The sequence below is a fragment of the Pseudidiomarina atlantica genome, from assembly GCF_000753735.1.
In the GTDB taxonomy this organism is placed as follows: Bacteria; Pseudomonadota; Gammaproteobacteria; order Enterobacterales; family Alteromonadaceae; genus Pseudidiomarina; species Pseudidiomarina atlantica.
The window spans coordinates 54,897-68,823 of sequence record NZ_JPIN01000005.1 but is presented as its reverse complement, the minus strand read 5'-3'; the positions used below and the strand labels follow the sequence as shown (position 1 = coordinate 68,823).

At 49.5% G+C, this 13,927-nt stretch carries 17 protein-coding genes; 4 read left to right on the top strand and 13 right to left on the bottom strand.

Translation table 11 applies throughout. The features are described 5' to 3' along the window. Positions 1-5: 5 nt before the first annotated feature. The 6 genes from IDAT_RS04900 to zapE all read right to left on the bottom strand — a co-directional run bounded on the left by IDAT_RS04900 (position 6) and on the right by zapE (position 4,991). The gene (locus IDAT_RS04900) at positions 6-752 is read right to left on the bottom strand and encodes a cytochrome c1 (RefSeq protein ID WP_034731308.1); all 747 of its coding nucleotides are present in this window, start codon (positions 750-752) and stop codon (positions 6-8) included. Continuing rightward, positions 752-2,014 carry a cytochrome b gene (locus IDAT_RS04895; protein ID WP_034731305.1) on the bottom strand — a complete coding sequence of 421 codons (1,263 nt, stop codon included), beginning with the start codon at positions 2,012-2,014 and terminating at the stop codon, positions 752-754. Before IDAT_RS04895 ends, IDAT_RS04900 begins: the two co-directional genes overlap by 1 nt. Then, positions 2,014-2,604: a ubiquinol-cytochrome c reductase iron-sulfur subunit gene (petA, locus tag IDAT_RS04890; RefSeq protein ID WP_034731303.1), complete on the bottom strand. Its 591-nt coding sequence runs from the start codon at positions 2,602-2,604 to the stop codon at positions 2,014-2,016. Before petA ends, IDAT_RS04895 begins: the two co-directional genes overlap by 1 nt. Positions 2,605-2,822: 218 nt before the next feature. Further along, the gene (gene rpsI / locus IDAT_RS04885) at positions 2,823-3,215 is read right to left on the bottom strand and encodes a 30S ribosomal protein S9 (RefSeq protein ID WP_034731302.1); all 393 of its coding nucleotides are present in this window, start codon (positions 3,213-3,215) and stop codon (positions 2,823-2,825) included. Positions 3,216-3,232: 17 nt separating this feature from the next. Continuing rightward, positions 3,233-3,661, bottom strand: a complete 429-nt coding sequence (gene rplM, locus IDAT_RS04880; RefSeq protein WP_034731300.1) for a 50S ribosomal protein L13 — start codon at positions 3,659-3,661, stop codon at positions 3,233-3,235. Positions 3,662-3,887: 226 nt separating this feature from the next. Continuing rightward, complete coding sequence (gene zapE / locus IDAT_RS04875; protein WP_034731797.1) at positions 3,888-4,991, bottom strand: cell division protein ZapE; 1,104 nt, start codon at positions 4,989-4,991, stop codon at positions 3,888-3,890. 93 nt (positions 4,992-5,084) lie between these two features. On the opposite strand from zapE, the gene IDAT_RS04870 reads away from it, so the two are divergent. The 3 genes from IDAT_RS04870 to IDAT_RS04860 all read left to right on the top strand — a co-directional run bounded on the left by IDAT_RS04870 (position 5,085) and on the right by IDAT_RS04860 (position 8,141). After that, positions 5,085-5,522, top strand: coding sequence for a Z-ring associated ZapG family protein (locus IDAT_RS04870; RefSeq protein ID WP_034731298.1), 438 nt, complete (start codon positions 5,085-5,087; stop codon positions 5,520-5,522). An 83-nt stretch (positions 5,523-5,605) separates the two neighbouring features. Further along, positions 5,606-6,952: a DegQ family serine endoprotease gene (locus tag IDAT_RS04865; protein WP_034731296.1), complete on the top strand. Its 1,347-nt coding sequence runs from the start codon at positions 5,606-5,608 to the stop codon at positions 6,950-6,952. Between the two features lie 127 nt (positions 6,953-7,079). Then, on the top strand, positions 7,080-8,141 hold the full coding sequence (locus tag IDAT_RS04860) for a trypsin-like peptidase domain-containing protein (RefSeq protein WP_034731292.1): 1,062 nt from the start codon (positions 7,080-7,082) through the stop codon (positions 8,139-8,141). Between the two features lie 9 nt (positions 8,142-8,150). Here IDAT_RS04860 and murA read toward each other — a convergent pair whose 3' ends face one another. Genes murA through IDAT_RS04825 form a run of 7 tightly spaced genes read right to left on the bottom strand, consistent with a single transcriptional unit; the run spans position 8,151 to position 12,738 of the window. Further along, positions 8,151-9,407 (bottom strand): UDP-N-acetylglucosamine 1-carboxyvinyltransferase, encoded by a 1,257-nt coding sequence (gene murA / locus IDAT_RS04855; protein WP_034731290.1) that lies wholly within the window; start codon positions 9,405-9,407, stop codon positions 8,151-8,153. A 15-nt stretch (positions 9,408-9,422) separates the two neighbouring features. Further along, complete coding sequence (locus IDAT_RS04850) at positions 9,423-9,680, bottom strand: BolA family protein (protein ID WP_034731285.1); 258 nt, start codon at positions 9,678-9,680, stop codon at positions 9,423-9,425. 16 nt (positions 9,681-9,696) lie between these two features. Then, entirely contained in the window at positions 9,697-9,996 is a 300-nt protein-coding gene (locus tag IDAT_RS04845; RefSeq protein ID WP_051986590.1) for an STAS domain-containing protein, read from the bottom strand. Between the two features lie 3 nt (positions 9,997-9,999). Continuing rightward, positions 10,000-10,659 carry an MlaC/ttg2D family ABC transporter substrate-binding protein gene (locus tag IDAT_RS04840; RefSeq protein WP_034731284.1) on the bottom strand — a complete coding sequence of 220 codons (660 nt, stop codon included), beginning with the start codon at positions 10,657-10,659 and terminating at the stop codon, positions 10,000-10,002. Between the two features lie 11 nt (positions 10,660-10,670). Continuing rightward, positions 10,671-11,138, bottom strand: coding sequence for an outer membrane lipid asymmetry maintenance protein MlaD (gene mlaD, locus IDAT_RS04835; RefSeq protein ID WP_034731282.1), 468 nt, complete (start codon positions 11,136-11,138; stop codon positions 10,671-10,673). Positions 11,139-11,144: 6 nt separating this feature from the next. After that, the gene (gene mlaE, locus IDAT_RS04830; protein WP_034731280.1) at positions 11,145-11,921 is read right to left on the bottom strand and encodes a lipid asymmetry maintenance ABC transporter permease subunit MlaE; all 777 of its coding nucleotides are present in this window, start codon (positions 11,919-11,921) and stop codon (positions 11,145-11,147) included. Next, positions 11,911-12,738, bottom strand: a complete 828-nt coding sequence (locus IDAT_RS04825; RefSeq protein WP_034731278.1) for an ATP-binding cassette domain-containing protein — start codon at positions 12,736-12,738, stop codon at positions 11,911-11,913. Before IDAT_RS04825 ends, mlaE begins: the two co-directional genes overlap by 11 nt. Positions 12,739-12,941: 203 nt before the next feature. Here IDAT_RS04825 and IDAT_RS04820 point away from each other — a divergent pair, with 203 nt between their 5' ends. Further along, the gene (locus tag IDAT_RS04820) at positions 12,942-13,922 is read left to right on the top strand and encodes a KpsF/GutQ family sugar-phosphate isomerase (protein WP_034731276.1); all 981 of its coding nucleotides are present in this window, start codon (positions 12,942-12,944) and stop codon (positions 13,920-13,922) included. Positions 13,923-13,927 lie beyond the last annotated feature (5 nt).

Below are 13,927 nucleotides of genomic sequence, written 5' to 3'. Positions count from 1 at the left end.
CATCATTACTTCACGTCTCTGAAAAATTCGCGTTTCAACAACCACGCAAAAATTGTGAAGACTAATAAGAAACCGAATACATACCAGCCCATCCGACGCTGTTCAAGCAGCATAGGTTCACCGGTGTAAACCAAGAAGTTGGTCAAATCCAACATCGCTTGGTCGTATTCAGCTTCCGTAAGCATACCGCTGCCATCGGCTTTGATACCCACGTAAACGTCTTGCATCTCGCCATCAACCATACGCTTTTCGGTGGTTTTACGCGGCACGCCTTGCAATTCTTGCAGTACGTGCGGCATACCAACGTTCGGGAATACGGCGTTGTTCACGCCAAATGGGCGTGATTCATCGACATAGAACGAACGGAAATAGGTGTAAAGCCAATCGGCCCCACGCACTCGCGCAACCAGAGTGAGGTCTGGTGCAGCTGTACCGAACCAAGCATTCGCTGATTCAGTCGGCATGGCGTTGGTGATCAAGTCGCCCACTTTCTCGCCGGTAAACTGTAAGTTTGCCGTGCCGAGCTCTTCAGGAATACCGATATCATTGAAGGTGCGCTGATAGCGCTGATATTCCATTGAGTGACAACCTAAGCAGTAGTTCATAAACAACTGCGCACCGCGTTGCAATGACGCTTTGTCATGCAAGTCGATTTTAGCTTCATCAAGCGGTACCGTAGGGTCAGCTGCAAAACCTGCAACTGACCATAGCGTAGCGGCTACCAGTAGAGTCGTTTTAAGAAACTGTTTCATCACTTAGTAATCCTCTCTGGAACTGGCTTCGTGTTCTCATTTTTACTGTAGAAGAACAGCAAAATGAAGAAAGCGAAGTACAAGAATGTGAACACACGCGCAAAGAAGGTGTAGACCTCAGTTGCTGGTTTCAGACCCAAGTAGCCAAGCGCCACAAAGCTGATACAGAACACCGTCAAATTCAGCTTATGCAGGCCGCAACGATAGCGAATCGAGCGCACTTTACCGCGATCCAACCATGGCAACACAAATAGCGCCGCAATCGAGCCGAACATCAAAATGACACCCAACAATTTGTCTGGAACCGCACGCAAAATTGCGTAGAACGGTGTGAAATACCAAACAGGTGCAATGTGGTTAGGCGTCTTCAGCGGATTTGCTGGTTCAAAGTTTGGTGGCTCAAGGAACAAGCCGCCCATTGCCGGAGCAAAGAAGATCACGTAACAGAACAGGAACAGGAAGATACCGATACCAATAAGATCTTTCACCACGTAATACGGGAAGAACGGAATCGCATCGACGATATCGTACTTCTTGGTGAAGCGCTCATGGAATTCGAACTTCGGCTTTTCTGAATCAGGTACAGAGCCCTTCGGTTTCTTAATCGCGATACCTTCTGGGTTGTTCGAACCCACTTCATGCAAGGCGATAATGTGTAAGAACACCAAAATGACCAATACCAATGGCAACGCGATGACATGCAAGGCGAAGAAACGGTTCAAGGTCGCGCCAGAGATAACGTAATCACCACGAATCCACAGCGTCAAATCATCACCAATGATCGGAATCGCACCGAACAAGGAGATGATAACCTGCGCACCCCAGTAGGACATTTGTCCCCAAGGCAACAAGTAACCCATGAAGGCTTCAGCCATCAGCACTAGGAAGATGAGCATGCCGAACACCCACAGCAACTCGCGCGGCTTCTGGTACGAGCCATACATCATGCCGCGTAGCATGTGCAAATAGACCACCACAAAGAAGGCCGAGGCACCCGTCGAGTGCATGTAGCGCAGCAACCAACCGTAATCGACATCACGCATGATGTACTCAACAGAGGCGAATGCGCCTTCTGCCGACGGCACGTAGTTCATCGTCAACCAGATACCGGTAAGGATTTGGTTCACCAGTACCAACATGGCTAGAACGCCAAACAGATACCAGAAGTTAAAGTTTTTCGGAGCTGGATATTGTGCAAGGTGGATATTCCACGTCTTGGTCATCGGAATGCGTTCGTCAAACCAGGCGATTAATTTCTTCATTAGGCTTGCTCCCCGTCTTCACCCACCAAAATGGTGTTGTCGTCAACGTAGTAATGCGGTGGCACCACTAGGTTGTAAGGTGCAGGTACACCCGAGAATACACGACCGGCGATGTCAAAACGTGAACCGTGACACGGACAGAAGAACCCGGCACTCACGCCTTCAACTTGCTCACCAAATGAATCTTCAAGATACTGCGGTGAACAGCCTAAGTGCGTACAAATACCCACTGCGACAAAGTATTCTTCTTTGCGCGAGCGGTACAAGTTAGATGCATACTCAGGTTGCTGAGGTTGTTCAGAGTTCGGATCACGAAGTTGATCCGCAAGACCCTCGAGGCTTGCTAGCATTTCAGGGGTACGACGTACCACCCAAACAGGCTGTCCTCGCCACTCAACACGAATCAATTGACCCGGTTCGGCTTTTCCGATGTTCACTTCCACTGGGGCACCCGCGTTTTTCGCTTTCGCACTCGGGTTCCATGACGCAATGAAAGGAACAGCAACACCCACCGCGCCCGCTGCGCCAACCACTGAGGTTGCGACAGTCAGAAAACGACGGCGGCCTTTATCTACAGGCGCATTGCTCATCCACTTACTCTCCAGTTTGGACGCTCCGCGAGACGTTGCCGCGGAGTCAGTAATTAGCTGCTGCGTTAGAACTGCCTGTGCTCACATCGCACAGACAATCGGCAAAAAAATGCTTTCAGATGATAAAGAAATACCCTGATTTTTACAAGGACAAAGACAAAAAACCCGGCACATTGGCCGGGTTTTGTTTGTGCTGAAACGTACAGTTTCGTAAACGATTAACGTTTTGAGAACTGTGGACGCTTACGAGCTTTGTGCAAGCCGACTTTCTTACGTTCAACTTGACGCGCGTCACGAGTAACGTAACCAGCGCGACGCAAGTCACCACGAAGGGCTTCGTCGTATTGCATAAGTGCACGAGTGATACCGTGACGCACCGCGCCAGCTTGACCACTTGAACCACCACCTTTAACGGTGATGTACAAATCGAACTTCTCAACCATGTCAACTAACTCAAGTGGCTGACGAACAACCATTTGCGCAGTTTCACGACCGAAGTATTCTTCTAGGGTGCGGTTATTGATGCTGATGTTGCCGCTGCCTGGACGCAAGAAAACGCGTGCAGTTGAGCTTTTGCGACGACCAGTACCGTAGTATTGATTCTCTGCCATTTTCTTAGTGCTCCGTCTTAAATTTCAAGTTGTTTAGGCTGTTGAGCAACATGATTGTGCTCGGTGCCTGCATATACTTTCAGTTTACGGAACATGGCACGACCCAGTGGACCACGAGGTAACATACCCTTCACCGCTTTCTGAATGACCATTTCTGGTTTCTTGGCGATCAACTTCTCGAAGCTGATTTCCTTGATACCACCTGGATACCCAGAGTGTGAATAGTAGATCTTGTTCTGTGCCTTACGGCCAGTAACCGCCACTTTCTCAGCGTTAACGATGATGATGTAATCACCAGTGTCGACGTGAGGCGTGTACTCAGGCTTATGCTTACCGCGTAAACGGCGAGCGACTTCAGTCGCTAAGCGACCTAAAGTTTTACCTTCGGCGTCAATAACATACCAGTCACGTTGTACAGTTTCTGGTTTTGCAACAAATGTACTCATTGAAACTTACTCTTTATTAAAGGTTCACGACAGTAGTTCCGGGCTTCCCCGCGAACCACAACAACCGTTGTGGCTTCACCACACACTGGTTAGTTGTACCTGTAACGTGGGCTGCGCGGATTATAGGGAAAACCGATCAAAAGATCAACGGCGTTGTTCGCTGTTTGCTATTTGCTGTTTGATTAAACCAACAGCGAACAGCCAATAGCCAACAGCGCTCTTGGATTTAGGGTTTGTGCTCTTGCGCTAGGTATTCTTGGCTTTGCATTTCTTGTAAGCGCGAAATACAGCGCTGGTACTCGAACTTCAGCTTGCCGTCCGTGTAAATTTGCTCAAGCGGTACTGCGGCTGAAAGAATCAGCTTTACGCGGCGCTCATAAAATTCATCGACTAAGGCCAAGAATCGGCGCGCAGCATCGTCAGAGTTGCCCCCAAGCTGCGGCACATTGCTGATGAGTACAGCGTGATACAGTTGGGCCAGCTCGATGTAGTCGTTTTGCGAACGCGGGCCACCGCAAATCGCCTCAAAGTCAAACAACACAACGTCGTCACATTCTAAGCGTACGGGAATATCACGACCATTGATGCGAATGGTACCATCGGTGTTGCGGCTGCAGTGGTCCGGAGCCAATTCAGTGAAGTAGCGCTGTAAGTTCTTATCTGCCTCGGCATCGAGCGGTGAGTGATAGATTTCCGCTTTAGTGAGTGTGCGTAAGCGATAGTCGATACCACTATCGACATTGATCACTTCACAATGCTGCTTAATCAGCTCAATAGCAGGTAAAAAACGCGCGCGCTGCAAGCCATTCTTGTACAGATCGTCGGGCACGATATTCGACGTCGCCACCAAGACCACATTGCGTTTGAACAACTCTTGCATCAGCGTGCCAAGGATCATGGCATCGGTAATATCTTGCACGAAAAACTCATCGAAGCAGACGATTTGCGCCTCACTGGCAAGTTTGTCAGCAATAATGGGCAGCGGATCGCTTTTGCCTTTGAGTTCTTTTAACTCTTTGTGTACGCGATGCATAAAGCGATGAAAGTGCACGCGTAATTTTTGCTCGAATGGCAGCGTTTCGTAAAAAGTATCGACTAAATAAGTCTTGCCACGCCCTACTCCGCCCCAAAAATAAATACCTTGAGGGGCCTTTGGAGTACTTCCGAACCATGTTTTGATGCGATTCAGCAAGCCGCCTTGCTGCTGCTGGCGAAACCTTAATAGGTCGTCGTATAACCTTTGTAATGCTTCTACAGCGCGGCGTTGTGCCGCATCCGGCGTAAAACCACCACTTGCTAAATCCGCCTCGTATTTTTGCAATGGGGTAATGTTTTGGTTTGTCACTACCACTTCGACCCTATTCTAGATTATGCTATGGGGGACTAGTTTATCATGTGAACCGCGTTTTTAAGGAGTTTTTCTATGAGTGCATTGATCGGCATTCTACTGGTATTAGCAGGAGCTATTGTTGGCTTTTTCATTGCCCGTTACTGGTTGAAGGAGCACTCAGATGAAGCGCGTTTGAACCAAGAAGTTCAACAAAGCCGCGAACAGCTGGCGCACTATCAACAAGAAGTTGCTGAACACTTTGCCACTGCTAGTGCATTAGTCGAGCAACTCGAAGAAACTCAAGAAAAGCTCAAAGCCTATTTGCAACACAGTTCTGAATTGCTGCAGCAAGAGCAAGCACAGCCAAGCTTGCCGTTTTTTGCTGAAGACACCATGCGTCAATTGCGAATGGCGAGCCAGTTGCAAAAGGACTCCAACGTGAAAGAAAAAGAAACCGCGCAAGAGCCACCGCGTGATTACTCTGACAAGAAAAGTGGACTTTTTTCGTCTTCCAATGAAAAAACATCTTGAAACAACTCGAAGCTGAACTTATTTCCATAGGGTAGGTCTTTACTTGAACGCAAGGGCGTGTTGATTAAAGGAGTCCGTACCCTATGAAATTAAAGCTATTTGCAGTCCTTACTTTAACGAGTTTGCTAACGCTGGGCACAGCGCAAGCAAATATCCCGTTCTTCAACAATAAAGATGAAACGCCAACTCTGGCGCCGATGTTGGAGGAAGTCACCCCTGCGGTTGTCAATATTTCGGTCAAAGGCAGCCGCGAAGTTCGTCAACGTATTCCCGATATGTTCCGCTTTTTCTTTGGCCCCAATGGTCCGCAAGAGCAAGTGCAAGAACGCCCATTCCGTGGCTTAGGCTCTGGTGTCATTATTGACGCTGAGAAAGGCTATGTGGTCACCAATAATCACGTTATCGATGGTGCCAGCGAAATTCTTGTCACCCTCAAAGACGGTGAACAGTTCGATGCTGAAGTCATTGGTACGGATGCAAATTCTGATATCGCCCTGCTCAAGATTAAAGACGGCGAAGGCCTGACCGATATCGAAATTGGCAGTTCTGCTGATTTACGTGTCGGTGATTTTGTCGTGGCGATTGGCAACCCCTTTGGTCTAGGTCAAACCGTTACTTCAGGGATTGTCAGTGCGCTGGGGCGCAGCGGTCTCGGCATCGAAGAAATCGAAAACTTTATTCAAACGGATGCCGCCATCAACAGCGGTAACTCCGGTGGAGCCTTGGTGACTTTGGATGGCAAACTCATCGGTATTAACACTGCTATTTTGGGCCCTAACGGCGGCAACATTGGTATCGGTTTTGCCATTCCATCTGACATGATGGAAGCGCTCGTACAGCAACTGATCGAATTTGGTGAAGTGCGCCGTGGCGTGCTTGGTGTCCGCGGTAATGATTTAACCGCCGATATTGCCGAAGCACTGAATCTAAAAGCGAACCAAGGTGCCTTTGTCGCCGAAGTAGTACCAGACAGTGCTGCAGCCGAAGCCGGTCTATTGTCAGGCGACGTGATTACCGCCGTTAACGGTGAAAAAATCCGTAACTTCGGTGATTTATCAGCTCGCATTAAAACCATGGGCGTTGGCAAACCTATTGAAATTACAGTCTTGCGTGATGGTGAAGAGCGTACTTTTGAGGTGACCTTGACTGCTGACGAGCAAGCAGTTGAAGCCGCGAATTTGCACCCAGCCTTGCAAGGTGCAACGCTAGCCCCAGCAAGTGAAGGTGGCTTGGCGATCACGGAACTGGAAGAAGGCTCTATGGCGGCTCGTTATGGCTTGCGTAAAGACGATGTTATCGTCGCAGTTAACCGCCAACCAGTGAGTACTGTAAGTGAATTACGCAACGTTTTAGATAGTGCACAAGGCGTTGTCGCGCTCAACATTCGCCGCGGTAATTCTTCACTGTATTTAGTATTGCGCGGCGGTTAGGCAGCCAACACTTACACACAGCGCACACTCTGAAGGCAGCCCCTAAAGGCTGCCTTCTTTTTACAAGAAGTGCTATGCTAGGGCAACAATAACAATCATAGACTGACACTACAGGGAACGACATTTCATGAATGCAGCAACTGCTAAGAGTTGGCTTAGTTATATTTTACGCTCGGTACTGCTTGGTATCGTCGTTGCTGCGTTAGTCATTTGGGCACTGCCCTTATTAGAAGCATGGCAAGCCAAACGCCAACAACCCGATGAAGCCTTCAGTTTTGCCACCGCCGTAAATCGTGCCGCACCAGCGGTAGTCAATATCTATAGCATGAGCGAACAGCGCGGCTCCTACTACAACCGTCGTAATAATTCAGTATTACGCTTAGGTTCTGGCGTCATCATGGACAACGTGGGACACATTATCACTGCTGCGCATGTGGTCGCCAACGTCAGTAGCGTGCAAATTGCCTTACAAGACGGCCGTCAAACCAGTGCCCAAGTGATTGGTATCGATAACGTAACTGACTTGGCGGTGTTACGCGTAGAACTTGATAACCTGCCGGTGATTCCGCAAAACGATGAACTCCGCACCCGGGTGGGTGACGTGGTACTCGCGATTGGTAATCCGCTCAATCTAGGACAAACCATCACCCAAGGCATTGTCAGTGCAACCGGTGGTCGTATGGGTGTGATCAATAGTCATGCGGATTTGCTGCAAATGGATGCAGTGATTAACGAAGGAGCGTCGGGCGGTGCCTTGGTTAATAGCCAAGGCTATTTGGTAGGCATCAATAACGCGCAATTCCGTGGCCCCGCGGGTCAGGGCGTCGAGGGTATCTATTTTGCAGTGCCCTATACCCTTGCCAAAAGTATTATGCGGACCTTAATTGAGGAAGGTGAGGTAGTGCGTGGCTATCTGGGCATACAAACCAGCGATTCGGTGCCCAACTCACGCAACTATCAACGCCCTGGTATTTTCCTAACGGGCGTTGACGACGGCAGCCCAGCTGCGCAAGCTGGTTTGCAACCCAACGATTACATCGTCGATATTGCCGGTGAACCTATTACCTCCGCCGCCGATGGACTCGCTTTGATTTCCAATACTAAGCCTGGCGTGGAGTTGACGGTAACCTTCTTCCGTGGTGATGAGGAACTCACCACCACGGTCACTATTGGCAAGCTGCCAAACTAAGCAATTATCTTAGTCGCGGCGCTCAATTTGAGCGCCAAGTGCGGTGAGCTTTTTCTCGATGGTTTCGTAACCACGGTCGATATGATAAATCCGTTGTACCGTGGTCTCACCTTCAGCAACCAAGCCCGCGATTACCAAAGACGCAGAAGCTCGTAAATCCGTGCACATCACTTGTGCACCCTCAAGCTTAGCGACACCTTTGCAAATTGCAGTGTTGCCTTCGAGTTCAATGTTCGCACCCATGCGCTGTAATTCAGGCACGTGCATAAACCGGTTTTCGAAAATGGTTTCACGTACCCAACCGGTGCCATCAGCAATGGCATTCAAGGCGCAGAACTGTGCTTGCATGTCGGTTGGAAACGCCGGGTGTGGCGCCGTAATGACATTAACCGGACGTGGACGTTCAGGCGCCTGCAAGCGAATCCAGTCATCACCTTTACTGATGATCGCGCCCGCTTCGGTGAGTTTTTTCATCACTGCATCAAGCATACTCGGATCAGTATTTTTACAGGTGACATCACCACCCGTGGCCAAAGCTGCCACTAAGAAGGTGCCGGTTTCAATGCGATCGGGTTGCACGCTGTAGTGACCTCCGTGCAATTTCTCTACCCCATGAATTTTAATGGTGTCGGTTCCCGCGCCCCGAATATCTGCACCTAAGGTATTGAGGAACTTCGCTAAGTCGACCACTTCGGGTTCGCGTGCAGCGTTCTCAATAGTGGTGACACCTTTCGCAAGCGTTGCGGCCATCATCAGGTTTTCGGTGCCGGTAACACTTACCGTATCCATGACAATTGTTGCGCCCTGCAAACGGTCTTCAACTTCGGCATGGATATAACCATTTTCGACCGTGATGTGGGCACCCATTTCACGCAACCCCTCAATATGCAAGTTGACTGGGCGTGCGCCGATGGCGCAGCCTCCAGGCAATGAGACTTGCGCTTTACGATGGCGAGCTAGTAACGGGCCGAGAATCAAGATCGATGCCCGCATCGTTTTCACTAGGTCATAGCTGGCGATATGGTTGGTCAGTTGCTGTGGATGAATCAGATAGCTATTGAGACTAAGTTGCTCGCTATTAACACCTAAATCCGCAAGCAACTTCATCGAGGTTTTTACGTCTTGCAACGCTGGCACGTTGTCGATTTGTACGTCTTCGGTGGCGAGGATACTTGCCATCAGAATCGGCAGCGCAGCATTTTTTGCGCCTGAGATCACGACTTCACCGCGCAGTGCACGGCCTCCAGTAATTACTAATTTTTGCATAGCGCACTACTCGTGTTAGCTGAGCATCGCGAGCTTCTTCTCGCGCTGCCATTCAGTCGGGGTGTAAGCTTTAATAGATACAGCGTGTAGTTCACCACTAGCAATCAAATCTTTCAATGGTGCATAAATAATTTGCTGTTTCTTTACGCGACTCAGGTCACTGAATTGTTCGCTAACTGCGGTGATGGAAGCATGACTACCATCGACCTTAACGATAAGTTCATCGAGTTCAAGTGCGGCTGAAAGAAGATCTTTTATATCGTCGGTTGTCATCAATTGGGTTCTATTGTTAGAGATTTAAAAGTTCAGTAGCGCCACTGACGTCGGCAATGGCTTTAAATTGCTGACTCGGTTGGGTCAGCGAAAGTTCCCGCTGTTGTGCTGCTAGCAGACGTTTTAATTGCAATAACATGGCGACGCCCGCGGAATCCACATGCTCAACGGCGGCCAGATCGACAACTAAGCGCTCTTTGGAGTCCGCCTGCCACTGTCCGCGCGCTGACCATACTTGCGGTACCGTAGCACGCGTCAACTCGCCTTTAAAGACGAGCTGACCGTTTTCTAATGACCAAGCTATCGAGGCCGACATGACTTAACCTTCTTCTGAATAAGGCTGGATCGGTTCATTTGCTTTTTCCTCGAGCAATTCGATAGTACCGTCAATACCGCGGCTACGAATCACCGACGAAATTTCTGCTGCTTTACTATTCAGCAAGCTGACGCCTTCAACGACTAAGTCATATGCTTTCCACAAACGCTCATCTTTGTCGTAGCGCAGTTTAAAGTCCATACGAATCGGCGGACGGCCATCTTCTTCGATAAGACGGGTATTGACCTCAACCATGCGGTCTTCTGGACCTAGTTCACGCGCTTGTTCAAACTGGAACTGATGTTTAGTTTCATCATACTGGGTAAAGGCACGACCATAGGTGGCGACCAAGTATTCACGAAAGACCGCATAAAACTGACGGCGCTGCTCTTCGGTCGTATCTTTAAGATTACGCCCAAGTACACGCTTTGCTGCATAGGTAGAGTCAACGTACGGCATCAACTCTTCGCGGATAATGACCCGCAAGTAATCCAAATCTTCGTTAATCTTGCTACGATCTGCACTGATCCGTTCAGCGGTTTTGTTCGCAACGCGTTCCAGCAATGCGTACGGATTTTCATCACGTATCACCTCGCTATTCGCATCGGCAGTTCCAGTGACCACCAACAACGCTGTCATCAAGATTGCATACAAGGTTTTCATACTACGACTCCTTAGTCATTACCTTGGCTAAATAGGAACTGACCGATGAGATCCTCCAACACCAAAGCTGATTTCGTATCGTGGATATAATCACCGTCCTCTAACATTTCAACTGTATCGTCAATAAATCCTGGGCTGAGGCCGATATACTGCTCACCCAACAACCCTGAGGTTAAAATTGAGACCGACGAAGTGTCAGAAAATTCATTGTATTCACTGCTGATCGTCATTTCGACCAATGGCTCATAGTAGTCGCCATCTAAGCTAATTTTGCTTACGCGTCCGACCACAACACCGCCAACTTTGACCGGTGAACGCTCTTTTAAACCACCAATGTTGTCGAACTTCGCGTACAGCTTATAGGTTTCACCATTGCCGCCTACGCTTGTATTTGCCGCTCTTAAGCCGAGGAATAGCACAGCGAGAACACCAATAATCACAAACAAACCAACAGCTAATTGCGTATTTCTTGATTCCATAATGAGTTACCCAAACATCAGTGCTGTAAGAACAAAATCCAATCCGAGTACCGCAAGCGATGCGGTAACTACGGTCGAAGTGGTGGCACGGCTGATACCAACTGAGGTTGGCACGCAGTGATAGCCTTTATGCAGCGCAATCCAAGTGACAACGAAAGCGAACACTAAACTTTTGATCAGGCCATTCATAATATCCTGACCCCATTCAACGTTCGCCTGCATCACCGACCAAAACGCGCCATCATCGACGCCTAACCATTGCACGCCAACTAGGTAACCACCATAAATACCTACTGCAGAAAATATCATTGCTAGCAGCGGCATACTGTAGAAACCGGCCCAGAAGCGCGGTGAAATGACGCGGCGCAGCGGATCTACCGCCATCATTTCAAGGCTTGATAATTGCTCAGTTGCTTTCATCAGGCCAATTTCGGCGGTCAAGGCAGAGCCCGCTCGACCAGCAAACAACAAGGCGGTGACCACCGGCCCCAGTTCGCGCAGTAACGACAGTGCCACCATGGGTCCAAGGCTTTGTTCAGCGCCAAAATCGACCAAAATGGTGTATCCCTGTAATCCCAATACCATGCCGATAAAAAGCCCACTGACAATGATAATCAATAGTGACAGTACGCCTACTGAATACATTTGCTGCATCAGCAACGGCCATGATTTACGCAATTGCGGTTTGCCAACTAATGCGCGCGTCAGCATAAACAATGCCTTACCGGCGCCAGCAATGCTGTCGAGTACCGCTTTACCAAGCGCGGCAATCCTATCGAGCATTTCGGTCTCCTAAAATATCTTCTGCCAAACTCGGTGCCGCGTAGTGAAATGGCACTGGACCGTCTGCTTCACCTGCTAGGAACTGATTCACTAGCGGGTCGTCTGAAGCTTCTAATTCGGCTGGAGAACCTTGCGCAACAACCTTCTTATCGGCAATGATATTGACGTAATCGGCAATGGTCATTACTTCAGTAACGTCGTGTGTCACCACGATACTCGTCAACCCCAGCGAATTGTTGAGCGACTTAATCAAACGCACAATGACCCCCATCGAAATAGGATCTTGTCCCGCAAAAGGCTCATCGTACATGATAAGTTCAGGGTCAAGTGCAATCGCACGCGCCAACGCTGCGCGGCGCGCCATACCGCCAGATAGCTCCGATGGCATCAAGTGCCGAGCGCCTCGCAAGCCCACCGCTTCAAGCTTCATCAAAACAATGGTTTCGATAATTTCTTCGGGTAAGTTGCTGTGTTCACGGAGCGGAAAAGCGATATTGTCGTAGACCGACATGTCAGTGAACAGTGCACCACTTTGGAACAGCATGCTCATGCGTTTGCGCTGTTCGTATAAAGCGCTACGCGAGAGTTCAGGAATATTGTGTCCGGCAAACTCTATACGCCCTGCCTGTGGCTTCAATTGACCACCGATCAGCCGCAATAATGTGGTTTTACCAATACCACTGGGCCCCATCACGGCAGTTATTTTGCCGCGCGGCACACGTAGGTTTAACCCTTTGTAAACTTGGTGTGCACCGTACCCGTGAGCAAAATCCAGATTTTCAATGACGACGAGATCGTCTGCTTTCGCGCTTGTCATAACTGGCTCATTCCTATTCACAAGACCACATATTGTACCCGAATCGGCTAATTTTCCCTAGCGTAGAAGCGGTAAAATTTGTGACAAATCGTCTAAATGCTCCCTTTTACGTCTGCATTTCGAGAACCGATCGGTTATGATTGCATCTAATCTACATACCGGTGTAAAACCAGATTGAAACCAAGGATGCGATAAGGGCTGCTATGACCACTGGCACAACCGATTCCTTCAGTTCACTTGCAGCACGAGTGCTTGATATCGAGGCGCGTGCGGTAAGCGATTTAAAACGTTTTCTTGACGCAAGCTTTGATCAAGCATGTGAGTACTTACTTGCGTGTAAAGGCCGTGTGATTGTGATTGGCATGGGCAAATCCGGCCACATTGGTGGAAAAATCGCGGCGACTTTAGCGTCAACCGGCACCCCGGCCTTTTTTGTCCACCCTGGCGAAGCAAGCCACGGTGACCTCGGCATGATTACCGCCGATGACGTAGTGCTCGCGATTTCCAACTCTGGTGAAACCGGCGAGGTGCTCAGCATCGCCCCATTAATTAAACGCCGCGGCGCACATTTAATCAGCATGACCGGCAATCCAGATTCGACCTTGGCGAAACTCGCTGACGTGCATGTCTGTATTGCCGTTCAAGAAGAAGCTTGCCCGCTTGGGCTGGCTCCTACTTCCTCCACCACAGCGACACTCGCCATGGGTGATGCCTTAGCGGTGGCGCTGCTCCATGCACGCGGTTTTACGGCCGATGACTTTGCCATGTCGCACCCGGGGGGAAGCCTCGGGCGACGCTTATTACTGCATATTCACGATGTGATGCACGCCGGTGAGCGCATGCCTTTGGTCGCCGCGAGCGCCACGCTCAGTGAAGCTTTGCTCGAAATGTCGAAAAAAGGACTCGGCATGACCGGCGTAAGTGCAAGCGATGGTCAACTCATAGGCGTGTTCACCGACGGCGACCTACGCCGTGTCCTCGATCAACGGCTCGATGTGCACCAAGCCTTGATCACCGATGTGATGACCAAAAATCCCATCACTATTGGTCCCGACGTATTAGCAGCTGAAGGCTTAAAACTGATGGAAGACCGCAAAATCAATGGACTCTTTGTGGTTGATGGTGCCGGCCAACCCGTCGGTGCACTCAACATGCACGATCTTTTAAAAGCGGGAGTCATGTGATGACA

Coding starts and splice junctions, on each gene's coding strand:
- IDAT_RS04900 (WP_034731308.1), bottom strand. CDS start 752: ATGAAACAGTTTCTTAAAACGACTCTACTGGTAGCCGCTACGCTATGG.
- IDAT_RS04895 (WP_034731305.1), bottom strand. CDS start 2,014: ATGAAGAAATTAATCGCCTGGTTTGACGAACGCATTCCGATGACCAAG.
- petA (WP_034731303.1), bottom strand. CDS start 2,604: ATGAGCAATGCGCCTGTAGATAAAGGCCGCCGTCGTTTTCTGACTGTC.
- rpsI (WP_034731302.1), bottom strand. CDS start 3,215: ATGGCAGAGAATCAATACTACGGTACTGGTCGTCGCAAAAGCTCAACT.
- rplM (WP_034731300.1), bottom strand. CDS start 3,661: ATGAGTACATTTGTTGCAAAACCAGAAACTGTACAACGTGACTGGTAT.
- IDAT_RS04870 (WP_034731298.1), top strand. CDS start 5,085: ATGAGTGCATTGATCGGCATTCTACTGGTATTAGCAGGAGCTATTGTT.
- IDAT_RS04865 (WP_034731296.1), top strand. CDS start 5,606: ATGAAATTAAAGCTATTTGCAGTCCTTACTTTAACGAGTTTGCTAACG.
- IDAT_RS04860 (WP_034731292.1), top strand. CDS start 7,080: ATGAATGCAGCAACTGCTAAGAGTTGGCTTAGTTATATTTTACGCTCG.
- murA (WP_034731290.1), bottom strand. CDS start 9,407: ATGCAAAAATTAGTAATTACTGGAGGCCGTGCACTGCGCGGTGAAGTC.
- IDAT_RS04850 (WP_034731285.1), bottom strand. CDS start 9,680: ATGACAACCGACGATATAAAAGATCTTCTTTCAGCCGCACTTGAACTC.
- IDAT_RS04845 (WP_051986590.1), bottom strand. CDS start 9,996: ATGTCGGCCTCGATAGCTTGGTCATTAGAAAACGGTCAGCTCGTCTTT.
- IDAT_RS04840 (WP_034731284.1), bottom strand. CDS start 10,659: ATGAAAACCTTGTATGCAATCTTGATGACAGCGTTGTTGGTGGTCACT.
- mlaD (WP_034731282.1), bottom strand. CDS start 11,138: ATGGAATCAAGAAATACGCAATTAGCTGTTGGTTTGTTTGTGATTATT.
- mlaE (WP_034731280.1), bottom strand. CDS start 11,921: ATGCTCGATAGGATTGCCGCGCTTGGTAAAGCGGTACTCGACAGCATT.
- IDAT_RS04825 (WP_034731278.1), bottom strand. CDS start 12,738: ATGACAAGCGCGAAAGCAGACGATCTCGTCGTCATTGAAAATCTGGAT.
- IDAT_RS04820 (WP_034731276.1), top strand. CDS start 12,942: ATGACCACTGGCACAACCGATTCCTTCAGTTCACTTGCAGCACGAGTG.